This is a genomic window from Stenotrophomonas indicatrix (assembly GCF_002750975.1).
Classification (GTDB): domain Bacteria; phylum Pseudomonadota; class Gammaproteobacteria; order Xanthomonadales; family Xanthomonadaceae; genus Stenotrophomonas; species Stenotrophomonas indicatrix.
This window is the reverse complement of record NZ_PEJS01000001.1, coordinates 1,725,043-1,747,761: the sequence shown is the minus strand read 5'-3', so window position 1 is coordinate 1,747,761 and position 22,719 is coordinate 1,725,043. Positions and strand designations below refer to the sequence as shown.

The 22,719-nt window shown below is 65.9% G+C and carries 17 protein-coding genes; 14 read left to right on the top strand and 3 right to left on the bottom strand.

Features of this window, described 5'->3' with window-relative positions:
- Window positions 1–67 precede the first annotated feature (67 nt).
- The 14 genes from CR918_RS08085 to CR918_RS08020 all read left to right on the top strand — a co-directional run bounded on the left by CR918_RS08085 (window position 68) and on the right by CR918_RS08020 (window position 17,677).
- Complete coding sequence (locus CR918_RS08085) at window positions 68–376, top strand: STAS domain-containing protein (RefSeq protein ID WP_059064119.1); 309 nt, start codon at window positions 68–70, stop codon at window positions 374–376.
- Window positions 373–738, top strand: a complete 366-nt coding sequence (locus CR918_RS08080) for a response regulator (protein ID WP_025878971.1) — start codon at window positions 373–375, stop codon at window positions 736–738. The genes CR918_RS08085 and CR918_RS08080 overlap by 4 nt, the downstream gene beginning before the upstream one ends.
- A 45-nt stretch (window positions 739–783) precedes the next feature.
- A complete protein-coding gene (locus tag CR918_RS08075) occupies window positions 784–2,763 on the top strand; it encodes a chemotaxis protein CheA (RefSeq protein ID WP_099842422.1) in 1,980 nt (659 codons plus the stop codon).
- 385 nt (window positions 2,764–3,148) lie between these two features.
- Complete coding sequence (locus CR918_RS08070) at window positions 3,149–5,395, top strand: methyl-accepting chemotaxis protein (RefSeq protein WP_099842421.1); 2,247 nt, start codon at window positions 3,149–3,151, stop codon at window positions 5,393–5,395.
- Window positions 5,396–5,608: 213 nt separating this feature from the next.
- Window positions 5,609–6,382: a flagellar brake protein gene (locus tag CR918_RS08065; RefSeq protein WP_099842420.1), complete on the top strand. Its 774-nt coding sequence runs from the start codon at window positions 5,609–5,611 to the stop codon at window positions 6,380–6,382.
- A gap of 292 nt (window positions 6,383–6,674) precedes the next feature.
- The gene (locus tag CR918_RS08060) at window positions 6,675–7,166 is read left to right on the top strand and encodes a chemotaxis protein CheW (protein WP_099842419.1); all 492 of its coding nucleotides are present in this window, start codon (window positions 6,675–6,677) and stop codon (window positions 7,164–7,166) included.
- Between the two features lie 137 nt (window positions 7,167–7,303).
- Window positions 7,304–7,687, top strand: a complete 384-nt coding sequence (locus CR918_RS08055) for a hypothetical protein (protein WP_025878966.1) — start codon at window positions 7,304–7,306, stop codon at window positions 7,685–7,687.
- Window positions 7,688–7,785: 98 nt separating this feature from the next.
- Window positions 7,786–10,161, top strand: coding sequence for a methyl-accepting chemotaxis protein (locus CR918_RS08050; RefSeq protein ID WP_099842418.1), 2,376 nt, complete (start codon window positions 7,786–7,788; stop codon window positions 10,159–10,161).
- A gap of 517 nt (window positions 10,162–10,678) precedes the next feature.
- Complete coding sequence (locus CR918_RS08045) at window positions 10,679–12,943, top strand: methyl-accepting chemotaxis protein (RefSeq protein ID WP_099842417.1); 2,265 nt, start codon at window positions 10,679–10,681, stop codon at window positions 12,941–12,943.
- A gap of 32 nt (window positions 12,944–12,975) precedes the next feature.
- Window positions 12,976–13,845: a CheR family methyltransferase gene (locus CR918_RS08040; RefSeq protein ID WP_032975462.1), complete on the top strand. Its 870-nt coding sequence runs from the start codon at window positions 12,976–12,978 to the stop codon at window positions 13,843–13,845.
- Window positions 13,842–14,438: a chemoreceptor glutamine deamidase CheD gene (cheD, locus tag CR918_RS08035; protein ID WP_025878962.1), complete on the top strand. Its 597-nt coding sequence runs from the start codon at window positions 13,842–13,844 to the stop codon at window positions 14,436–14,438. The genes CR918_RS08040 and cheD overlap by 4 nt, the downstream gene beginning before the upstream one ends.
- The gene (locus tag CR918_RS08030; protein WP_099842416.1) at window positions 14,435–15,508 is read left to right on the top strand and encodes a protein-glutamate methylesterase/protein-glutamine glutaminase; all 1,074 of its coding nucleotides are present in this window, start codon (window positions 14,435–14,437) and stop codon (window positions 15,506–15,508) included. The genes cheD and CR918_RS08030 overlap by 4 nt, the downstream gene beginning before the upstream one ends.
- An 87-nt stretch (window positions 15,509–15,595) precedes the next feature.
- Entirely contained in the window at window positions 15,596–17,191 is a 1,596-nt protein-coding gene (locus CR918_RS08025; RefSeq protein WP_099842415.1) for a hypothetical protein, read from the top strand.
- A gap of 129 nt (window positions 17,192–17,320) precedes the next feature.
- A complete protein-coding gene (locus CR918_RS08020) occupies window positions 17,321–17,677 on the top strand; it encodes a hypothetical protein (protein ID WP_133119676.1) in 357 nt (118 codons plus the stop codon).
- Between the two features lie 115 nt (window positions 17,678–17,792).
- Here CR918_RS08020 and CR918_RS08015 read toward each other — a convergent pair whose 3' ends face one another.
- From CR918_RS08015 to CR918_RS08005, 3 genes are all read right to left on the bottom strand, one after another.
- A complete protein-coding gene (locus CR918_RS08015; RefSeq protein ID WP_165780892.1) occupies window positions 17,793–19,559 on the bottom strand; it encodes a WG repeat-containing protein in 1,767 nt (588 codons plus the stop codon).
- Window positions 19,560–19,684: 125 nt separating this feature from the next.
- A complete protein-coding gene (gene acnB / locus CR918_RS08010) occupies window positions 19,685–22,276 on the bottom strand; it encodes a bifunctional aconitate hydratase 2/2-methylisocitrate dehydratase (RefSeq protein WP_099842412.1) in 2,592 nt (863 codons plus the stop codon).
- Between the two features lie 41 nt (window positions 22,277–22,317).
- Window positions 22,318–22,719, bottom strand: a complete 402-nt coding sequence (locus CR918_RS08005; protein ID WP_049466025.1) for a type II toxin-antitoxin system VapC family toxin — start codon at window positions 22,717–22,719, stop codon at window positions 22,318–22,320.

Below are 22,719 nucleotides of genomic sequence, written 5' to 3'. Positions count from 1 at the left end.
CCGATACCCCTAAAGAACCGCCCCACGGTGCCGTTATGAATGCTGGAACCGTTTGTCCGGAGCAACGATGAGCACTGTCGAACTGGGTGAGGATCTCGGCATCGAGAGCAGCACCGAGCTCAAGAACCGCCTTTCGCCCTTGGTGGCGGAAGCAGGCGAGCTGACCCTGGATGCAAGCCAGGTCGGCCGCATCCACACCGCCAGCGTGCAGGTGCTGTGCGCCTTCGTGCAGGCCCGCCGCGAGGCAGGCCTTGGCACCGGCTTCCACGGTTGCACTGCAACCTTCCGTGACGCTGCACGCCTGCTGGGCGTCACCCAGGCCCTGGGCCTGGACGTACCCCATGACAACCTGAAATCTGTGGAGAACGCTGCATGAGCGCACGTATCTTGGTGGTGGACGATTCGGCGTCGATGCGCCAGATGGTTTCCTTCGCCCTCACCTCGGCCGGTTTTGCCGTCGAAGAAGCTGAAGACGGCGCGGTCGCGCTCGGACGCGCCAAGGGCCAGCGCTTCAATGCGGTGGTCACCGACGTCAACATGCCGAACATGGACGGCATCGCGCTGATCCGCGAACTGCGCCAGCTGCCGGACTACAAGTTCACGCCGATGCTGATGCTGACCACCGAGTCGGCAGCGGACAAGAAGTCCGAAGGCAAGGCCGCCGGTGCCACCGGCTGGCTGGTGAAGCCGTTCAATCCCGAACAGCTGGTCGCCACCGTGCAGAAAGTGCTGGGCTGATCGCCCCGCACTGCTCCCCCTCTTCGCTTCCGGATCGCCACTGCCATGAGCATGGACCTGCAACGCTTCCACGCCACCTTCTTCGAGGAGAGCCGCGAAGGCCTCGACGCCATGGAGGCTGGCCTGCTGGCCCTGGAATCGGGACAACAGGACCCGGAGATCATCAACTCGGTGTTCCGTGCCGCCCACTCCATCAAGGGTGGCGCAGGCACGTTCGGTTTCGATGCCATCGCCGGGCTGACCCATGTGCTGGAAACGCTGCTCGATGAGCTGCGGGCCGGCAAGCGCGCACTGGAAGGCAACGCCGTCGATGCGATGCTGTCGTCGGTGGACGTACTGCGCGCCCTGTTGCGCGAGGCCGAGCACGGCCAGCCCGCCGATCCTGCAGCGGTCGCTGCGGTGAAGGCGCGCCTGGAAGCGGTGCTGTCCGGCCAGGCACCCGCCGCCGCTGCACCCACTGCCGCCAGCAAGGTGGACGACACGCCGGAAGCCTGGCAGATCGGCTTCACCCCGGCGCCGTCACTGTTCATGAGTGGCAACGACCCGTTGCGCATCATCCGCGAACTGGAACACCTGGGTTCGCTGCAGGTGGCCGCGCGCATGGATCGCCTGCCCGGCTTCGCCCAGCTCGACCCGCTTGAAGCCCACCTGGCGTGGGACCTGGGCCTGGTCGGCAAGGTGCCGCGCAGCAAGATCGAAGACACCTTCGCCTGGGTGCTGGACGACTGCGAACTGGACATCCGTCCGGCCGCACCGCCAAGCCTGGCCACGCAGGCACCGGCTGCCGCGCCGGTCGCTGCGCCTGCGCCCGCCACTGCCGCACCGACGGCCAGCACCGGGGCCAGCCAGGAAGCAGAAACCTCCATCCGTGTCAGCGTCGACAAGGTCGATGCACTGATCAACCTGGTCGGTGAACTGGTCATCACCCAGGCCATGCTCAAGCAGGTCTCGCACGCGCTGGACCCGGTGCATGCCGAGAGCCTGTTCGCCGGCCTGGACCTGCTTGAACGCAATACCCGCGACCTGCAGGAGGCTGTGATCGGCGTGCGCATGCTGCCGGTCGACGCAGTGTTCCGCCGCTTCCCGCGCTTGGTCCGCGACCTGTCCGGCCGCCTGGGCAAGCACGTGCGCCTGCGCACCATCGGCGAAGGCACCGAGCTGGACAAGGGCCTGATCGAGAAGATCGCCGATCCGCTGGTGCATCTGGTCCGCAATTCCATCGACCACGGCCTGGAAATGCCGGACGTGCGTCGCGATGCCGGCAAGGACGAGACCGGCACGATCACCCTGGCGGCCTCGCACCAGGGCGGTCATATCGTCATCGAAGTCAGCGACGACGGCCGCGGCCTGAACCGCGAGAAGATCCTGGCCAAGGCGCAGGAACGCGGCCTGGCCGTACCGGACAACCCCACCGACTCGCAGGTCTGGGACCTGATCTTCCAGCCCGGCTTCTCCACCGCCGATGCGGTCACCGACCTGTCCGGTCGTGGCGTGGGCATGGACGTGGTCCGCCGCAACATCCAGGCACTCGGTGGCGAGGTGCAGATTGAAAGCGGCCTCGGCACCGGCACCCGTACGCTGATCCGGCTGCCGTTGACCCTGGCCATCCTCGACGGCATGACCGTGGCGGTGGCCGGCGAAACCCTGATCCTGCCGCTGGCCTACGTGCTTGAAGCACTGCAGCCGCAGCCTGACGACATCCGCAGCATGGCCGGCGAAGGCCGCGTGCTGCGCGTGCGTGGCGAATACCTGCCGATCCTGTCGCTGAGCGAGTACTACGGCTATGGCCAGCGTGCACCCGGCAGTGAATCGCTGGTGGTGGTGGTTGAAGGCGATGGCCAGAAGATCGCGCTGGAAGTGGACGAACTGGTCGGCCAGCAGCAGGTCGTGGTGAAGAACATCGAGAACAACTACCGCCGCATCGGCGGGGTCTCCGGTGCCACCATCCTCGGCGATGGCCGCGTCGCCCTGATCGTCGACATCGGCGGCCTGGTGCGTTCGCTGCGGGTGCCGCAGGCCGCCTGAGCTGCGCTACACGTTGTACCTGACCGCCGCCCTCCGGGGCGGCGGTTTTCGTTTGCGCGCGAGCGCAGGCAGCAATCGTACCCACGCGCAACGCGGCGGCGCCCGCAACTGTGACCTCCGTCGTCCTGCGTCGTGAACCTGATCGGGCGCATGGTTTCGCCTGAAACCACGCCGCCACGGCGAAAGCCCCGCCACTGTTTGCTTTCCGTTGGTTTCCCCTACGCCAGCGAATGTGACATCGGTCCATAAAGTACGGCGCAGCTGCGCCGCTATCTCGGGTTGACGGCAGTCACCGATCCTTCACCCGGCACCACCGTTCCCTCCTGCAACGACCTTTTGCCCGCGGCGCCGCCGCCGGTATTCTGCCCACCTTGGAGCACCCTGCATGAAGTGGTTCCACGATCTGCCCATCGCCCGCAAGCTGGCTGTGGGATTCACCCTGACCACCCTGATGACCGTCGTGCTGGGTGCGTTCGCCCTGGTCCGCCTGTCCGAAGCCAACGCCAAGCTGACCTCGATGGCGACCAACGACATTCCATCGGTGCAGTACCTCGGTGAAGTGCGCTCGCAGCTGGGTGAGTTCCGCACCTATGAACTGGCCCAGATCAGCATGCTGGACCAGCCGGAGAAAGTGGCCGACTACAACAAGCGCATGAACGACACCGCTGCAGTGGTGCGCGAGCAGCTGGCGGCCTATGCCAAGCTGCCGTCCGGCGACAAGGAGCGCACGCTGTACCAGGCCGTGCAGGCTGACGTCGATGGCTACTTCGCCGCCAATACCAAGCTGCGCGAAGCGGCCACCGCCGGTGATGGCGAAGCGGCCCGGCAGATTTCCGATGAGCAGTCGCGCCCCCTGCGCCGCAAAGCCTTCGAGGACCTGAAGACGCTGGGTGCGCTGCTGGGAACCCAGATGCAGGGCAAGATCGACGACGCCAACGCGACCCACCGCAACAGCATGCTGGCCATCATCGCCGCCATCGTGCTGCTGGTCGTGGTCGCCGCCACCCTGGCCGTGATCATCTCGCGCGCCGTGGTCGGCCCGCTGGGCAAGGCAGTGCATGCCATCCAGGCCGTCGCCCGCGGCGATCTCAGTGTCACTACCCAGGCCACCGGCAAGGATGAGGCGGGTCGCATGTTGGCGGCCACCGCGGAGATGACCGCGATGCTGCGTCGCTTCTCCGAGCAGACCCAGCTGATGGCACAGATGCATGCCGGCCCCGATATCAGCCACCGCATTCCGGAAGACTTCCCGGGCGTCTATGGCCAGCTCGCCGGCGGCATCAACACGGTCATCTTCGAACACCTCGATGCGATCCGTGATGCCATCGATGTGCTCAACCAGTACGCCACCGGCAACCTCGCCCCCGATGCGCGCCGGTTGCCGGGCAGCCGCGCGATCCTGCACGAATCGATGGATGCGGCCAAGGCCAGCCTGCTGGCCATCAACACGCAGATCCAGCAGCTGGCATCGGCCGCTGCCGCCGGCGACTTCAGCCAGCGCGGCGATGCGCAGCGCTTCGATCACGATTTCCGCGTGATGATCGAGCAGCTCAACAGCATGATGGAGGTCGCCGACGGCAATCTTGGCCAGCTGTCGCAGCTGCTGCAGTCCATCGCCGCAGGTGACCTGACCGCACGCATGGACGGCCAGTTCCACGGCGTGTTCGCCCGCATGCGTGACGATGCCAACACCACCGTCGCCCAGTTGACCCAGATCGTCAGCCAAATCCAGGCCAGCACCTCGAGCATCACCCTGGCCTCGGGCGAAATCGCCTCCGGCAACAGCGACCTGTCGCGCCGTACCGAACAGCAGGCGGCCAACCTGGAAGAAACCGCCGCCTCGATGGAGGAACTGACCTCTACCGTGCGCCAGAACGCCGAACACGCGCGCCAGGCCAACCAGCTCGCCATCGGCGCGCACGGCGTGGCCTCGCAGGGCGGTGAAGTGGTCGGCCAGGTGGTCACCACCATGTCGGCCATCGAAGCCTCCTCGAAGAAGATCGCCGAGATCATCTCGGTCATCGATGGCATCGCCTTCCAGACCAACATCCTGGCGCTGAATGCCGCAGTGGAAGCGGCCCGTGCCGGCGAACAGGGCCGTGGCTTCGCCGTGGTCGCCAGCGAGGTGCGTACCCTCGCCCAGCGCTCGGCCGCCGCCGCCAAGGAGATCAAGGGGCTGATCGACGAATCGGTCGGCAAGGTCGCCGAGGGTTCCAGCCTGGTCCACCAGGCCGGCAGCACCATGGGCGAGATCGTCGCGTCGGTGCAGCGCGTGACCGACATCATGGCCGAGATCTCCGCCGCCTCGCAGGAGCAGTCCGCCGGCATCGAGCAGGTCAACCAGACCGTGGTGCAGATGGACGAAACCACCCAGCAGAACGCCGCGCTGGTGGAAGAAGCCACCGCCGCAGCGCGGGCGATGGAAGACCAGGCCGCACAGCTGGGCGAGGCCGTCGCACGCTTCCGCCTGGCCGCACCGAGCGCGGGCAATGCGATACCGCGCGCAGCCATGGCCGTGGCCAGCAGTGCTCCGCGCAAGGCGGCGCCCGCATCCATCGCCGCACCGGCGCGCGTGCGCAAACCCGTTGCGCAGCCGGCCCTGGCCGGTGACGGCGACTGGCAGGAGTTCTGATCGCAGCATCGGGGTGGCCGCGCGCCACCCCGTCAGCGGAAAGGCAGCGCCGGGCCATGCCCGGCCCGGGCACCACGCTTGCCCGACCGCCGCGGGCATGGCACAACGGAGCAAACGAGTGCGTTCGGTGCTACATAAATCCGCAACGCAGCCGATACCTCTTTCGAGCCACGCGCCCACACGCGTCGGCGCCCGCCCCTGACCACAGATTCCATGTCCGACGGCCACGACACTGCACTGCCCGAAGTCCATGCGGCCGATGCCGCGGATGATCGCTTTCTGGTCCGCAACCCCCGCCAGGTGCGGCAGCTGCTGCGTTCACTGATCGACCAGCGATCACTGATCAACGCCCATATCGACGGCCGCGATCGATCCTTCCCCACCGCCCTGCTTGAACTGGACGACGACGAGGATTTCCTGCTGCTCGATGGCAGCCCGCAGGAGGCCTCCAACCGCGCCGCCGAACAGGCCGACCACCTGCTCTGCTTCGCCCAGCTGGAACGAGTGATGGTGCGTTTCCGCCTGCACGAACTGCAACGCGTGGACAACGAAGGCCACGTCGCCTTCCGGGCACCGTTCCCCGAGGAGCTAGTGCATCTGCAGCGACGCGAACTGTACCGGCTGGAGACCCCCATCACCGATTCACCGCACCTGCTGCTGCCGCCGGGCGAGGCCCAGGCCGAAGCGCTGTCGATGCGGGTGGTGGACATCAGTGGCGGCGGCCTGGCGGTGACCGTGCCCGTCGATTGCGCGATCTTCGGCCTGCAACAGCGCTACCGCGCGCAGCTGTCGATGCCCGATGGCCCAGACCTGCAGATCGAACTGGTGGTCTGCAACCTGCTGCCGCAACGCCTGCCCAACGGCACCGAGGTCAAGCGCGTCGGCATGCGCTTCGACGACCTGCCGCGCGGTGGCGACAGCGCCATCCAGCGCTACATCTTCCGCATCGACCGCCAGCGCAAGGCACGCCGCAACGGCGAGCTCTGACACCCCCACGGCGGGTGGTGCCGGCCGCTGGCCGGCAACCTCGAAACCGCGTGGATACCGGTGCCAGTAGATCCACGCCATGCGTGGATGCAGGAACCAGTAGATCCACGCCATGCGTGGATGCAGGAACTGCCGGCCAGCGGCCGGCACTACCCCTCCCCGGTAGATCCACGCCATGCGTGGATGCAGGATTGCCGGCCAGCGGCCGGCACTACCAGATGCCTAAAGTCCCCCACCCAGGGGCCGATATCGAGCCTGACACCGGCACTTCCGGCAGAACCAGGACCCCTCGATGAACGACAAGAACAGCTCCGCCGCCGGCGCCGATGGCGAATTCCTCAGCTTCACCCTCGGTGCCGAGCACTACGGCGTGGACATCCTCAAGGTGCAGGAAATCCGCGGCTACGACGCCGTCACCCGCGTCCCCGATGCCCCGGACTACATCAAGGGCGTGATCAACCTGCGCGGCACCATCGTGCCGGTGATCGACCTGCGCCTGAAGCTGCGCCTGGAAGACGCCCGCTACGACGCCTTCACCGTGATGATCGTGCTCAACGTGGACGACCGCGTGGTCGGCATCGTGGTCGACAGCGTCTCCGACGTGATCCCGCTGTCGGCCGAGCAGATCCGCCCGACCCCGGAATTCGGCGCCGCCGTCGACACCCGCTTCATCTCCGGCATCGGCACCCACGACGACCGCATGCTGATCCTGCTGGATATCGAAACCCTGCTGGACAGCGCCGACATGGGTCAGACCAACGTCGTCGAAGACGCTGCCGCCTGAGCAAACGGACCTTTTTCACGTTTCTGTTACGCAGCCCTTCAGTTCCCCTCATCCACGCCGATAGGGGGACAGAAGCCGGTCGCGCAGGAACGCGCCAAGGCCGGATCCACCATCACCATCCCCGGAGAATCACCCCGATGAAGTCCCTGCTTGCGTTCGTTTCGGCTGCCGTCCTGGCCACCACCGCTTCCTCCGCCTTCGCGCAGTCGGCCGAGATGATTCCGCCGGAGATGGCACCGCGCGCCGTCGGCAAGGACGGCATGGTCTGCGGCAAGGTCGAAAAAGCCCGCTTCGCAGAAGGTTCCGAAGGCCAGCCGACCTTCCTGTACATGGGCGGCGCCTTCCCGCGCCACACCTTCTCGGCACGCATCGCCGGCGAGAACCGCGGCAAGTTCTCCTTCCCGCTGGAAACCCTGGAAGGCAAGACCGTGTGCGTGATCGGCAAGATCCAGCGCGACGCCTCGCGCGCGGAAATCGAAGTCAGCTCGCCGTCCAGCCTGAAGCTGGCCAACATCAAGTAATCCGCTGTCCGTCAGACCGCGCCGGCCAGCGTGCCGGCGTGGCTGTTGCAACCGGGCCCCGCGCCCGGCCGCGTCTGCCTTAGGAGATCGCAACGCCCATGCCGTGGATCAACAACCTGAAACTGATGCCGAAGCTCATGCTGACCTTCGGTGTCCTCTTGCTGGTGATGCTGCTGCAGGGCATCGTCGCCTACCGTGGCCTGCATTCGCTGAACAACGTGACCACCGAACTGGCTGGTTCACGCATGGAGAGCATCCGCATGGCCGGCGAGATGCGCGGCATGCTCGGCGAGTACCGCAACAGCGCCTACCAGCAGCTGATCCGCGCCAGCGACGACGTCAAGGCCGACGCCCGCAAGCAGGCCGTCGAACTGCGCACCAGCATGGACAAGTCGATCAAGGACTATCCGAAGCTGGTCGACAACGCACAGCAGAAGAAGCTGTTCGACACCTTCGCCAAGGACTGGAAGGACGCGCTGGCCTCCTATGACAGCGTCACCGAAATGCTGGAGCTGGACCTGCCCGACGATGCGATCGACACCTTCGTCGGCGAGACCCGCACCAAACACCGCAAGGCCGGTGCCGCGCTTGAAGCGCTGATCGCCGAAGACAACCGCCTCGCCCGCGCCTCGCGCGACGAAGCCGCCTCCACCTACTCCGCCTCGGCCGTGCTGATCGTCATCGCCCTGCTCGGCGGCGCCGCGCTGGGCCTGGTGCTGGTGTGGCTGTTCGCCCGTGCCCTGGTCGGCAGCGTGCGTGGCGCCGTCTCGGTGGCCAACGACGTCGCCGGTGGCAAGCTCGATGGTCACATCGATGTCAGCCGCCAGGACGAAGTGGGCGAACTGATGCAGGCCATGCAGCGCATGCAGCGCGACCTGCGCGAGCGCACCGAAACCGACCAGGCCATCGCCCGCGAGAACCTGCGCATCCGCACCGCGCTGGATTACAGCTCGACCGGCGTCTACCTCACCGACCCCAACAACACCATCGTCTACAGCAACCGCGCCCTGCAGCAGACCCTGGCCCAGTACCAGGACGAGCTGCGCCGCGACCTGCCCGACTTCGACGTCCACGCCTCGCTGGTCGGCAAGCCGGTCACCGTGCTTGAACACCGCGGCGAGATGGACAACACCCTGCTGGCCAACCTCAAGCAGCATGGCGTTGCCCGCCGCCCGATGCAGTACGGCGATGCCCAGTTCGCCCAGGTCGTGTCGACCATCCGCAACGAAGACGGCGACACCGTCGGCTACGTGGTGGAATGGCGCGACCGCACCCAGGAAGCGCAGGTCGAGGCGGAAGTGGCACGGGTCATCGCCCAGGCTGCTGCCGGCGACCTGTCCGGCCGCATCGATGCCAACGACAAGGAAGGCTTCTTCCTGCAGCTGGCCCAGCAGATCAACGGCCTGCTGGACGCCAACTCGGGCAGCATCGAACAGATTTCCGGCCTGCTCGCCGCACTGTCGCAGGGTGACCTGACCGTGCGCATGCATGGCGACTACCAGGGCGTGTTCGCCCGCATGCGCGACGATGCCAATGCCACCGCCGCGCAGCTGAGCGAGATCGTCACCCGCATCAAGCAGTCCAGCCGTGCGATCAGCTCGGCCGCCGGTGAAATCGCCTCCGGCAACAGCGACCTGTCGCGCCGCACCGAACAGCAGGCCGCGAACCTGGAAGAAACCGCCGCCTCGATGGAGGAACTGACCTCCACCGTGCGCCAGAACGCCGAGCACGCGCGCCAGGCCAACCAGCTCGCCATCGGCGCGCACGGTGTGGCGTCGCAGGGCGGCGAAGTGGTCGGCCAGGTGGTCACCACCATGTCGGCCATCCAGGCCTCGTCGAAGAAGATCGCGGAAATCATCTCGGTCATCGACGGCATTGCCTTCCAGACCAACATCCTGGCGCTGAACGCCGCGGTGGAAGCGGCCCGTGCCGGCGAACAGGGCCGTGGCTTCGCCGTGGTCGCCAGCGAGGTGCGTACCCTCGCCCAGCGCTCGGCCGCCGCCGCCAAGGAGATCAAGGGCCTGATCGACGACTCGGTCGGCAAGGTCAACGACGGCTCGGCGCTGGTGCACAAGGCCGGCGCCACCATGGGCGAAATTGTTGCCTCGGTGCAACGCGTGACCGACATCATGTCCGAGATCTCTGCTGCCTCGCAGGAGCAGAGCGCCGGCATCGAGCAGGTCAATCAGACCGTGGTGCAGATGGACGAAACCACCCAGCAGAACGCCGCGCTGGTGGAAGAAGCCACCGCCGCCGCACGTGCGATGGAAGAACAGGCGGGCCACCTGAGCGAGGCAGTCTCGATCTTCGTGGTCGACGAAGCCGAAGCCGTGGTCGCCACGCGCGCACCGGCACCGCGCGCGTCTGCACCGGCAGCCCCGGCTCCGGCAGCGGCCGTACCGCCGGCCCGCCGCAGCACCGGCGGCCGATCCATGGCCACCGAACTGGCTGATGGAGACTGGCAGGAATTCTGATTCCCGCCTGACCTGAGGCACGAAAACGCCCCGGCCCTGCGCTGGGGCGTTTTCTTTTGCGGCCTCGCCAGGTGTTGTCCAGCCAACGGCGCAGTGCTTCCGGGGTCAGATCCGTTTTCCTGCGGAAAACGGATCTGACCCCTCTTTCCAATTGGAAACTCAACGCACTTGCCGTCCGACACCGGGATGCCAGATGAGTCGTGCGGGGATGGGCTGGCGGGACCGTTGGCGCCATGGATGGCGCCATCGAGCCCCCATGGATGGGTTTACGGCGTGTCCCGCCAGCCCATCCCCACACGGCTCGCCCTCAACATTGCAGGGCCGACCATCCGCTGTTGCTGTTGCTCTCGCTCCAAAAGCCTGCCGCAGGCAGCGCCGCAGCCGCCGCTGCGAACAAACCTGAATACGTTCGACCAGCCCACCTCAATCCCCCGCCCCCGCGGCCGATAACGGTCATGTCACCGCTGCTCCCGATCAGCACCGGCGCCTCCACCCACCACCACCCGGGTACTGCTCGATGAATCTCCTGCATCGCTGGCAACACTACTTCAGCAATCTCTCCGTCCGACGCAAGCTCAATCTGCTCACGCTGCTGATCGCACTCGGCGTGATCGCGCTCTCGGTGATCGCTGCCCGCATGCAGTACCTGGACCTCAATGAAACCCGCAAGTCGTCGTTGAAGACCCAGGTTGAACTGACCTACGGCATCCTCGACCACTACCACGGGCTGGCCGCCAGCGGCGAACTCACCGAGCCCGCCGCCCGCCAGGCCGCGCTCGATGCGCTGGCGCGCATGCGCGCCGACAGCGATACGTATTACTACAGCGTCTACGACACGAACTACCGCGTGTTGATGCATCCGTTCCGCAAGGACCTGATCGGCAAGGACATGAAGGACTTCCGCTCCGAGGACGGCGTGCAGCTGTTCCACGACCTGGTGGAAGTGGCTCGCAAGGGCGGCGGGGTGGTCTCCTACAAGTGGGCCAAGGCCAACAGCGAAGGCCTGTACGACAAGGCGTCCTACGCCGGCCTGTTCAAGCCCTGGAACTGGGTGGTCAGCAGCGGCGTATACATGGATGACGTGCAGCAGCAGGCACTGGTCTTCACCGCCATCATGACCCTGGCCGGCGGCGTACTGGTGCTGATCGTGCTGGCATTGAGCTGGGTCATCGGCAACCGCATCGCACGCCCGCTGAAGCAGGCCACCGCCGTGGCCGAAGGCATTGCCGGCGGCAAGCTGGACAGCCACATCGGCCCGCAGCCGCATGACGAAACCGGTCGCCTGCTCGAAGCCATGTCGCGCATGCAGCAGCAGCTGCACGCGGTCATCAGCGGCCAGCGCGAGATGGCGCGCCGCCACGATGGCGGTGAACTCAGCTACCGCATCGACGCCAGCAGCTTCCCCGGCGAATACGGACTGATGGTGCAGGAAACCAACGTCCTGGTCGGCAGCCACGTGCAGACCCTGCACGATGTGCTGAATGTCGTGCAGCAGTACGCCGTGGGCGACCTCAGCAGCGACATCGCGCGCTATCCGGGCGAAAAGGCGGCGATGACCACCACCGTCGACACGGTCAAGGCCAACCTCGGCCGCATCAACGCCGAGATCAAGCAACTGGCCAGTGCCGCCGCCGCGGGCGACTTCAGCCAGCGCGGCGATGCACAGCGCTTCGATCACGATTTCCGCACCATGCTGGAAAACCTCAATGCCATGATGGCAGTCAGCGATGACAACCTCGGCAAGCTCTCGCAGCTGCTGTCGTCCATTGCCGACGGCGACCTGACGGCACGCATGCACGGTGACTACCAGGGCGTGTTCGCCCGCATGCGCGACGATGCAAACGCCACGGTCAGCCAGCTGACCCAGATCGTCGGCCAGATCCAGGCCAGTGCCTCCAGCATCACCCTGTCGGCCGGCGAAATCGCGTCGGGCAACAGTGATCTGTCGCGCCGTACCGAGCAGCAGGCCGCCAATCTGGAAGAAACCGCCGCCTCGATGGAGGAACTGACCTCTACCGTGCGCCAGAACGCCGAACATGCGCGCCAGGCCAACCAGCTCGCCATCGGCGCGCACGGCGTGGCCTCGCAGGGCGGTGAAGTGGTCGGCCAGGTGGTCACCACCATGTCGGCCATCGAAGCCTCCTCGAAGAAGATCGCCGAGATCATCTCGGTCATCGATGGCATCGCCTTCCAGACCAACATCCTGGCGCTGAATGCCGCAGTCGAAGCGGCCCGTGCCGGCGAACAGGGCCGTGGCTTCGCCGTGGTCGCCAGCGAAGTGCGTACCCTCGCCCAGCGCTCGGCTGCTGCGGCCAAGGAGATCAAGGGGCTGATCGACGACTCGGTCGGCAAGGTCGCCGAGGGTTCCAGCCTGGTCCACCAGGCCGGCAGCACCATGGGCGAGATCGTCGCGTCGGTGCAGCGCGTGACCGACATCATGGCCGAGATCTCCGCCGCCTCGCAGGAGCAGTCGGCCGGCATCGAGCAGGTCAACCAGACCGTGGTGCAGATGGACGAAACCACCCAGCAGAACGCCGCGCTGGTGGAAGAAGCCACCGCCGCCGCGCGGGCGATGGAAGACCAGGCCGCACAGCTGGCCGACGCCGTGGCGATCTTCCGCCTCGACAACCAGGTCGCTGTCGCAGTGAAGGCGGTGACCGCCAAGGTCGCGCCGAAGGCTGCCAGCCCTGCGCCTTCGCGACCGTTGTCGACGCCCGCACCGATCCGCCGTACCCACTCCAGCACCGTCGTCTCCAACGACGGCGACTGGCAGGAATTCTGATCCTCGCGGCGGCTCCGGCCGCCGCCCCGCCGATGGACACGTCACCCGTGCAGAGCCCTACCCCCATCGTCAGCGGTACGCGCGAATTCGAATTCGCCGACCGTGATTTCCGCCGCGTCTGCGACCTGATCTACCAGCGTGTGGGCATCGCCCTCGCCCCGGCCAAGCGCGACATGGTGTACGGACGCCTGTCGCGCCGCCTGCGTACGCTGGGCATGCGCAGCTTCCAGCAGTACCTGGACCACCTGGAACAGGGTGATGGTGACGAGTGGCAGGCATTCACCAATGCGCTGACCACCAACCTCACTGCGTTCTTCCGCGAGCCGCACCATTTCGACAAGCTGCGCGAAGAGCTGCAGCAGCGCAACGGGCGCGGTCCGCTGCTGTTGTGGTCGTGCGCCGCCTCCACCGGCGAAGAGCCCTACTCGATGGCGATCACCGCCTGCGAAGCGTTCGGCACCCTGAAGCCGCCGGTACGCATCGTCGCCACCGACGTCGACACCCAGGTGCTGGCCACCGCCGGGCGCGGCGTCTACAACATCGACCGTGTCGCCGGCCTCGATCCGGACCTGCGTCGCCGCTATTTCCAGCGTGGCAGTGGCCCCAACGAAGGCCAGTGCCGCGTACTGCCGGCGCTGCGCGAACTGATCGAATTCCGCCCGTTGAACCTGCTGGCACCGCGTTACGACGTCGGCGGCCCGTTCGATGCGCTGTTCTGCCGCAACGTGATGATCTACTTCGACAAGCCGACCCAGCGCGCGATTCTTGGCCGCCTGGTCAACCACCTGGCCGACGACGGCCTGCTCTATACCGGCCACTCGGAGAACTACCTGCACGCGGCCGATCTGATCCAGCCCTGCGGCCGTACCCTGTACCGTCGTGCGGCAAAGGCCGGCGCATGAACGCATCACTGCGTACCGACGATGTGATGCGCTACCAGGACGCACGCTTCAAGACCATCGCCGCCAAGCTGCTGCCAACCCAGTACCTGGTGGTGGATGACACCACCGCGCTGACCACTACACTCGGCTCCTGCGTGGCGGCTTGCCTGCGCGACCCGGTACTGAAGATCGGCGGCATGAACCACTTCCTGCTGCCCGAAGGCAACGCCGGCGACGGCGCGCCCGCACGTTATGGCAGCTATGCGATGGAACTGCTGATCAACGACATGCTCAAGCGCGGCGCCCACCGCAAGCGCATCGAGGCGAAGGTGTTCGGCGGCGCCAACGTGCTGAAGGGTTTCACCAGCAATCCGGTAGGCACCCGCAACGCCGAGTTCGTGCGCCAGTACCTGCAGGCCGAACACATCCCGATCCTCGCCGAGGACCTGTGCGGCATCCATCCGCGCAAGATCTGGTTCTTCGCCGATACCGGCCGCGTGGTGGTGCAGCGCCTGCCACACGCCCACGAAGCCGAAGTCGCCGCGACCGAATCGGCCGTGCGCGCACGCCTGTCCAAGGCCCCGGTCACCGGTGGCGTGGAGCTGTTCGAATGACCCTGACCGGCAACGCCCCCTGCCGGGTCCTGATCGTCGACGACTCCGCCGTCGTCCGGCAGATGCTTACCGAGATCCTGTCCAGCGATCCGGCAATCGACGTGGTCGGCACCGCCGCCGACCCGCTGCTGGCCCGCGAGAAGATCAAGCGCCTGGCCCCGGACGTGATCACCCTGGACGTGGAAATGCCACGCATGGATGGCCTGGCGTTCCTGGAAAACCTGATGCGCCTGCACCCGCTGCCGGTGGTGATGATCTCTTCGCTGACCGAACGCGGCGCCGATACCACCCTGCAGGCACTGGGCCTGGGCGCGGTGGACTTCGTGTCCAAGCCCAAGCTCGACGTGGCCCGCGGCCTGCAGGGCTATGCCGATGAAATCATCGCCAAGGTAAAGATGGCTGCGCGTTCCCGGGTGCGCCCGCTGGTACGCGTGGCCGCACCGAAACTCACGCTGGACGCCGCCCCTGCCGCGCGCCCGGCAGCAACGCAGTTCCGCACCACCGACCGCCTGATCGCCATCGGCTCGTCGGCTGGCGGTACCGAAGCATTGCGCGTGGTGCTGGAAGGCATGCCCGCAGACGGTCCGGCCGTGGTGATGACCCAACACCTGCCCGCCAGCTTCAGCACCGCCTTCGCCGAACGACTGGACCGTCACTCGGCAATGGCCGTGCGCGAAGCCAGCGACGGTGAAGCGGTGCTGCCCGGCCACGCCTACCTGCCTCCGGGCGGCAAGCACCTGCGGATCATCCGCGACGGTGCGCGCTGGCGCTGCCGTGTCGACGATGGTCCTGCGGTGAACCGGCACAAGCCGGCGGTGGACGTGCTGTTCCGCTCGGTGGCACAGAGCGCGGGCGGCAATGCCATCGGCGCGATCCTCACCGGCATGGGCGACGACGGTGCACGCGGCCTGCTGGAAATGCGCCAGGCCGGCGCGCCCACACTGGTGCAGGACGAGGCGACCAGCGTGGTCTGGGGCATGCCCGGTGCAGCCTTCAAGCTCGGCGCGGCCGAGGAACAGGTGCCGCTGGAGCGCATTGCCGAACGACTGCTGGCGCTGGCCCGCGGCTGACCGACCACAGCGCCGCGGCGCTTCATCCCGTCTTTCAAACGCCGGCCCCGGAGGGGCCAGCTGTTTCGTTCTTCAAGGAGCTTCACCATGGCCCAGCGCCGCTTCCCCACCCGAACCTCGCTGCTGACTGCCGCGCTGCTGGCCCCGCTGGCGGCCACGTCTGCCGCACAATCAGCACCGCCGCACACAACACCCGTCGCTGCCACCGCCACCGCTACCACCACCGACCACCCTGCCCCCTGGACTGATCGCGTACAGATCCAGAGCGGTCCGGCCGGCGCGCTGAAGCGTATGCACGCACCCGACGTGGCGCTGCGCATCGTCACTCCCGATGACAGCGAGGCGCTCACGCCTAAGGGGCTCGCGCTTCTCTTCAGCGGCAACGAGCCGGACTACTTCCAGCGTAACAACCTGCCCGGCAGCATCATCGAAGGACAAGCCAGTCCCGCCATCACGCTGATGCCAAACGTGGCCAAGGCGCTGGTGGGCGGCTACTTCCGCTATGCACCCGACGCGCTGCCCGCGCAGACCAGTACCCTGCGCTTCAGTGCAGACACGTGGGCACTGGTGCACCAGGGCAACACGCGCAAGGATCCCCTCTACCGCCTCAACCATTCCAGCACGATCCAGCAGCGCCGCGCCGATGGCAGCCTGGCCGAGATCATCAGCTGCAACGACAGTGATGACCGGGCGACCCTGGGCGCGTGGCAGGCCGATGACTACGCCAGGCTCAAGAGCGCGGCGCAGAAGATCACCATGAAATGCATCGAGAAGCTGGTCAAGAGGATCCCCGCAATGTACCCGCGCCCGTTGGCCGCTGAAGATGTCAGCGCCTACGCTGACGGCGCCGCTCCCCCGGCACGGGTGCGCGTCTACGCAGCCCTGGGGCGCACCACCACCCTGTACACCGATGCCGCCTGCCGCGAGGATTACCGCGACAGGATCGACGTCAAGTACAACAACGCCGGCGACAAAGGCGTGCTCGGCATCCCCGTCACGGAAACCCTGCGCAGCAAAGAGAAGGAGCGGTTTTCCACGCTCAGCTACCAGGAATACGAAGTACCCGGTGGCAAGCCGCTGATCTTCGAGGCACGCTTCGACGCAAGCAGTCGCGTGTACTGCGACGGCAAGCTGTCGGGTCAGTTCGTGGCCAGGCCCGGTCAGGATTACGAAGTGGAATTTGAAGTGGCCGACAAGATCTGTCGGCTGCATATCCGCCAGGTGCATGCCGACGGCAGCATGACACCGCAGCAGACGCGGCCAACCCCCACGATCTGCGAGGGCACCCGCGCGCCGGTGCGCATCGAACCGCGGCAGGAAATGCAGGTCCTGCTGTTCACCCCGGGCAGGCTGCAGATCCAGGACACCACGCAGAACAGTGCGCCGCAGCAGCTGAGCGACGACGCCAGCGCCAACGCCGCACTGCAGCAGGTGCTGCAGCAGGCCAGCAGCGCCCCCGGTACGCGGTTGTGCATCGTGACGCCCGGCAGCACCTACAGCAGCCCACTGCGCGACGCGCTCTGGAACCGGCTGCTGGAGTCGCCACAGGCGCTGCCCAGTCTGTGGCTGGAGGCTGCCGCAGTCACTCCGTCGCACAGCGCCGCAGCAGGCGCCCAGGTCGACCTCGCCACCGCCATGACCCACTGCAAGGCCATCCCGATCAAGGAATTCGCCGCGTACTGATGGCCGTGCAACACGGGCGGGATGGGTCATGTCATCCCGCCTGCGTGTCGGCCGTGGTGCCGGCATGGGCCGGATGTGCTTTCATTGCAGCAACGCATAACGGATGCTGCGCGTGTCGACACGGATGTGGTGGAAAGCCCACCTGCTGGCCCTACTGGTGTCGCTGCCCGTGGTTCCGGCCGTCGCCAGTGGCGACCTTTCTACTTCGAGGCCCAGCACGGCGAGATATTCTTCACGCTGATGATGCTCGGCCGTGAGGACCCCGGCGAAGTAAACGTCAGCTGGAAGGGCCCATCGATTGCGGAGGTACCGAATGTTCGCCGCCGGTACTACATCGAATTCAACCGCGCCAAGCGGCGGGCCTACGTCCGCCCGCTCACCCGCGACGGCCTGCCCTGGTTCGAGATGGACGTCTCCGGCGGGCGCGGCAACGTGCTGTTCGCCGGCCAGCGCCTGCAGGGCACGGCGGACTGGACCATCCAGTAACAAAAAGCCCCCGGCTTGCACCAGGGACTTTCATCTCAACAGTATTCTCACCCGCTCGGGTAGCGCCGGGCCATGCCCGGCGTGATCTTCAATCCGCGTCAACCTGCCCCGACTGTCATCTGGGGCTCGGTCGCAAGCTCGCCAGAACGGATCGGTCAGGCTTCATCAGCTCCAAGGTCCGGTCTGCCTTCAATATCTCAAATAGACCATCCGCGCGATGATGAATCGATAGGATTCCCTGCTCAAACAGCATTGTTCCTGTGTCTGGATCAAGAAGATTAACCGTAACATCACCGGCACTGTTTCGCTCACGCACGAAAACCAAGCCATTCGAAACACTCACGTAGCCGTAGCGTGGCGCCAGCCTCCACCGCCCCGACCCATCCAGAAGCCCCCAGCGACCATGCAGTGAGAGGGCGTAGGCCCTCGTTCCATCCGCCAAGAGCGCCGGTGAGGGATCATTCGGCGTGAAATCAGCTAGCGCATTACCGCGCAGATCGAGTATGTGATACCCCGGGTCATACCCCGGCTGTTCGAATGCCGCGATCAGATTCGCACCCAGCGGCTCGATCCGTGGGTAGCGAGGAGGAATCAGCCAAGCGCCCCTGGCATCTATTACACCCCATCCTCCATCGGCTTGGGCCAACAGCAGTTGGTCATCCAGTCCTGCCGCGGTTTGAAAAGGCGCAAGTCGGTAGTACAGGGAAGACGAGATGCTGCCATCATCCAGCATCATGAAACGCACCCCCGCTTCGCCGGGCTTTTGATACTGGACCATCCTGCGGTTCAACGGATACAGGCCTGCAGTGTGTTGCGCAGAGCGCAGCGATCCATCCAGGCCTACAACGTATTCATCATCTTCCGAACTGAAGATTACATAGCCCACGCGTTCGGCGAACTCATCGGTCTTCATACAGTTGCCTGCAGGCGTCGGAAATATCGAACCCGCGCGCGTGAAGTGCAGGCACTCGCCGTCCTCGGTGACCGCCGAAAGCAGGTACCCACCTATTCCAAACTTGAACCGATATCGCCCCATCGGCGCCACTTGCACCCCGTGGGGATCCAACACGGTGTCGTTCCCGGCTTGGGTGGCGAGCGCGAAACCCGACCTGTTGAAGGTCATCCGGTCGTAGTCCTGGCGGCCTACGCCTGCAAGTGATCGATCGACCAGGCCGAAGTGCACACCATCCCGCGAAGCGATGGCAACTTCCGCATCATCATCAATGGCAATAAAGTCATTGAAGACTGGACCGGACTTGCCCTTCGCATCAAGGAAACTGGTCCTGCAACGTCGCCTTTCCTCGCTGCAGATTTCGACAGCCGGACTTCCAGCCCAGGCCGTCGAGCGCAGAAGATCCTTTTCTACCACTACCGTAAAGCGCCGAACCAAGCGGCCCCGTCCATCAAAGAAATCTATGCGTTTACGTACATCGGGCTCGTTCTGCAGCAACACCTCAGCCTCAATCAGCCCGTTGCCATGCGTCTGTACATGATCGTAGTGTCCTTTCACGACGACGCGTCCTGCTGAATTGATGACTCCCCAGTTCGTGCCACTTTTGAAGACCGCTGCCCCATTCTCGAACCCACGGATGTACTCCATTCCCCGATGCTCGGCCAGTCGTCGGCCCGTGCCATCCAGCACCACGCAGCGACCCTCATGACAGAGGCCGTGGCGTGTAGTGCTATCGAAACGTGGCGGCGGTTCGATGGGCTGTGGCATTGCGGGCGCCGGCGTCGCGCCTGCCGATGGCGCAATGGTCAAAAGTACAGAAGCCAATAGAATGCCCAGAGCCTGGGTGGTGACGGTGCGGCGATGCGTAGGGCAGGAAGTCAGCAGAAATGAGCGGCGCATCTCAGTCGAGACCGAAGAGGGGGCATCCACGGTAGGCGCCATGCATCTCCACAGAAATACAACTTCTACGAAAGTTCTCCGTCCACAAAAAACCCCCGGCTCTCACCGGGGGTTCTTCGTTTCAACGGGCTGCCGGCCAGCGGCCGGCACTACCCTCAGGCAGCGACCGTGTTGGCCACGTCCTGGTATTCCTCGATCTGGTCGAAGTTCATGTAACGGTAGATCTCGCTGCCGCTGGCGGCGATCACACCGATATCGGCCATGTACTCTTCCTTGGTGGGGATGCGGCCCAGGCGCGAGCAGATCGCCGCCAGTTCCGCCGAACCCAGGTACACGTTGGTGTTGCGGCCCAGGCGGTTCGGGAAGTTGCGGGTCGAGGTCGACATCGCGGTGGAGCCTTCGCGGATCTGCGCCTGGTTGCCCATGCACAGCGAGCAGCCCGGCATTTCCATGCGTGCGCCGGTCGCGCCGAAGGTGCCGTACACGCCTTCCTTGGTCAGCTCGGACGCATCCATCTTGGTCGGCGGGGCCACCCACAGGCGGGTCGGCAGGTCACGCTTGCCTTCCAGCAGCTTCGCAGCCGCACGGAAGTGACCGATGTTGGTCATGCACGAACCGATGAACACTTCGTCGATCTTGGCGCCAGCGACTTCGGACAGGGTCTTCACGTCGTCCGGGTCGTTCGGGCAGGCCACGATCGGCTCGTGGATGTCGGCCATGTCGATCTCGATGACGGCGGCGTACTCGGCGTCGGCATCCGGCTCCAGCAGCTCCGGGTTGGCCAGCCACGCTTCCATCTTCTCGATACGGCGCTGCAGCGAGCGCGGATCCTGGTAACCCTCGGCAATCATCCACTTCAGCAGCGTGATGTTGCTGGTGAGGTACTCGATGATCGGCTCCTTGTTCAGGCGCACCGAGCAGCCGGCCGCCGAACGCTCGGCCGAGGCATCGGACAGTTCGAACGCCTGTTCGACCTTCAGCTCCGGCAGGCCTTCGATTTCCAGGATGCGGCCGGAGAAGATGTTCTTCTTGCCAGCCTTGGCCACGGTCAGCAGGCCCGACTTGATCGCGTACAGCGGAATCGCGTTGACCAGGTCACGCAGGGTCACGCCCGGCTGCATCTTGCCCTTGAAGCGCACCAGCACCGACTCCGGCATGTCCAGCGGCATCACGCCGGTGGCAGCGGCGAAGGCAACCAGGCCCGAACCGGCCGGGAACGAAATGCCGACCGGGAAGCGGGTGTGCGAGTCGCCACCGGTGCCGACGGTGTCCGGCAGCAGCATGCGGTTGAGCCAGCTGTGGATCACGCCATCGCCCGGACGCAGCGAGACGCCGCCGCGGGTGGAGATGAACTCCGGCAGGGTGTGGTGGGTCTTGACGTCCACCGGCTTCGGGTAGGCCGCGGTGTGGCAGAACGACTGCATCACCAGGTCGGCCGAGAAGCCCAGGCAGGCCAGGTCCTTCAGCTCGTCGCGGGTCATCGGGCCGGTGGTGTCCTGCGAGCCCACCGAGGTCATCTTCGGTTCGCAGTAGGTGCCCGGGCGCATGCCCTGGCCTTCCGGCAGGCCACAGGCACGGCCAACCATCTTCTGCGCCAGCGAGAAGCCCTTGCCGGTGTCGGCCGGCTGCACCGGCAGGCGGAACAGATCGGTCGGGGCCAGGCCCAGCGCTTCACGCGCCTTGCCGGTCAGGCCACGGCCGATGATCAGCGGAATGCGGCCACCGGCACGCACTTCGTCGAACAGCACTTCGGACTTGACCTGGAACTCGGCGATCACTTCGCCGTTCTTCAGCGCCTTGCCGTCGTACGGACGCAGCTCGACCACATCGCCGTGCTCCATCTTCGACACGTCCAACTCGATCGGCAGCGCGCCGGCATCTTCCATGGTGTTGTAGAAGATCGGGGCGATCTTCGAACCCAGGCAGACGCCACCGGCGCGCTTGTTCGGGATGTACGGAATGTCATCGCCGGTCCACCACAGCACGCTGTTGGTGGCCGACTTGCGCGAGGAACCGGTGCCGACCACGTCGCCGACATAGGCGACCAGATGGCCCTTGTCCTTCAGCGACAGGATCTGCTGGATCGGGCCGCGCTTGCCGTCTTCTTCCGGGGTGAACGCGGCGTCGTCACGCTTGTTCTTCAGCATCGCCAGGGCGTGCATCGGAATGTCCGGGCGGGTGGTCGCGTCCGGTGCCGGCGACAGGTCGTCGGTGTTGGTCTCGCCCGGCACCTTGAACACGGTGACGGTCAGGCTCTGCGGCACTTCCGGGTTGCTGGTGAACCACTCGGCATCGGCCCAGCTCTGCAGTACGGCCTGGGCGTTGGCGTTGCCGGCCTTGGCCTTTTCCTGCACGTCGTGGAAGGCATCGAACACCAGCAGGGTCTTCTTCAGCGCGTCGGCAGCGATGGCGCCGACGCTGGCATCGTCCAGCAGCTGCACCAGCGGCGCGACGTTGTAACCGCCCAGCATGGTGCCCAGCAGTTCGGTGGCGCGCTCGCGGCTGATCAGCGGGTTCTGCTCGCTGCCCAGTGCGATCGCGGCCAGGTACGAGGCCTTGACCTTGGCAGCGTCATCGACGCCGGCCGGCACGCGGTGGGTCAGCAGGTCGAGCAGGAACTCGGCCTCGCCCTGCGGCGGGTTCTTCAGCAGTTCGATGACATCGGCCGTCTGCTGCGCGGTCAGCGGCAGGGGCGGGATGCCAAGCGCAGCGCGCTCGGCGACGTGGTGGCGGTAGGCTTCCAACATGACAACTCCCGGGTAATGCGTGAGGTGAATAAAAAGTGGGCTCAGGCTTGCGGCACGATCAGCTTCAGGCCCTTGAAGTAGTCGCGATAAAACGTGTCGTTCCAAGTGATCAGGCCATCGCACTGCAGCAGGGCGTGCGCGCCGATCATGAATTCGTCCAGGCCACGGCGCTGGCTGCCGCCGCGCTGGCGATGGCGGCGATGCATCTCACCCGCGCGCAGTGCCGACTTGGCTTCCAGCGCGTTGAAGTGCACGCCCATTTCTTCCAGCGCTTCCAGCACCTCGGCACCGCCGCGCAGGGCGGCGCAGATCTCGGCCAGGGTCGCGCCGCAGACCACCACGCGGCCACCGACAAGGCTCTGCCGCAGGCAGGCTTCCACCGCATCGGCCTGCGGGCCGTTGCTGAGCAGTTCGACCAGCACCGGTGAATCGACGGCGATCAT

Excerpts from the sequence above, each read along its gene's own strand:
- CR918_RS08085 (WP_059064119.1), top strand. The coding sequence starts at position 68 with ATGAGCACTGTCGAACTGGGTGAGGATCTCGGCATCGAGAGCAGCACC.
- CR918_RS08080 (WP_025878971.1), top strand. The coding sequence starts at position 373 with ATGAGCGCACGTATCTTGGTGGTGGACGATTCGGCGTCGATGCGCCAG.
- CR918_RS08075 (WP_099842422.1), top strand. The coding sequence starts at position 784 with ATGAGCATGGACCTGCAACGCTTCCACGCCACCTTCTTCGAGGAGAGC.
- CR918_RS08070 (WP_099842421.1), top strand. The coding sequence starts at position 3,149 with ATGAAGTGGTTCCACGATCTGCCCATCGCCCGCAAGCTGGCTGTGGGA.
- CR918_RS08065 (WP_099842420.1), top strand. The coding sequence starts at position 5,609 with ATGTCCGACGGCCACGACACTGCACTGCCCGAAGTCCATGCGGCCGAT.
- CR918_RS08060 (WP_099842419.1), top strand. The coding sequence starts at position 6,675 with ATGAACGACAAGAACAGCTCCGCCGCCGGCGCCGATGGCGAATTCCTC.
- CR918_RS08055 (WP_025878966.1), top strand. The coding sequence starts at position 7,304 with ATGAAGTCCCTGCTTGCGTTCGTTTCGGCTGCCGTCCTGGCCACCACC.
- CR918_RS08050 (WP_099842418.1), top strand. The coding sequence starts at position 7,786 with ATGCCGTGGATCAACAACCTGAAACTGATGCCGAAGCTCATGCTGACC.
- CR918_RS08045 (WP_099842417.1), top strand. The coding sequence starts at position 10,679 with ATGAATCTCCTGCATCGCTGGCAACACTACTTCAGCAATCTCTCCGTC.
- CR918_RS08040 (WP_032975462.1), top strand. The coding sequence starts at position 12,976 with ATGGACACGTCACCCGTGCAGAGCCCTACCCCCATCGTCAGCGGTACG.
- cheD (WP_025878962.1), top strand. The coding sequence starts at position 13,842 with ATGAACGCATCACTGCGTACCGACGATGTGATGCGCTACCAGGACGCA.
- CR918_RS08030 (WP_099842416.1), top strand. The coding sequence starts at position 14,435 with ATGACCCTGACCGGCAACGCCCCCTGCCGGGTCCTGATCGTCGACGAC.
- CR918_RS08025 (WP_099842415.1), top strand. The coding sequence starts at position 15,596 with ATGGCCCAGCGCCGCTTCCCCACCCGAACCTCGCTGCTGACTGCCGCG.
- acnB (WP_099842412.1), bottom strand. The coding sequence starts at position 22,276 with ATGTTGGAAGCCTACCGCCACCACGTCGCCGAGCGCGCTGCGCTTGGC.
- CR918_RS08005 (WP_049466025.1), bottom strand. The coding sequence starts at position 22,719 with ATGATCGCCGTCGATTCACCGGTGCTGGTCGAACTGCTCAGCAACGGC.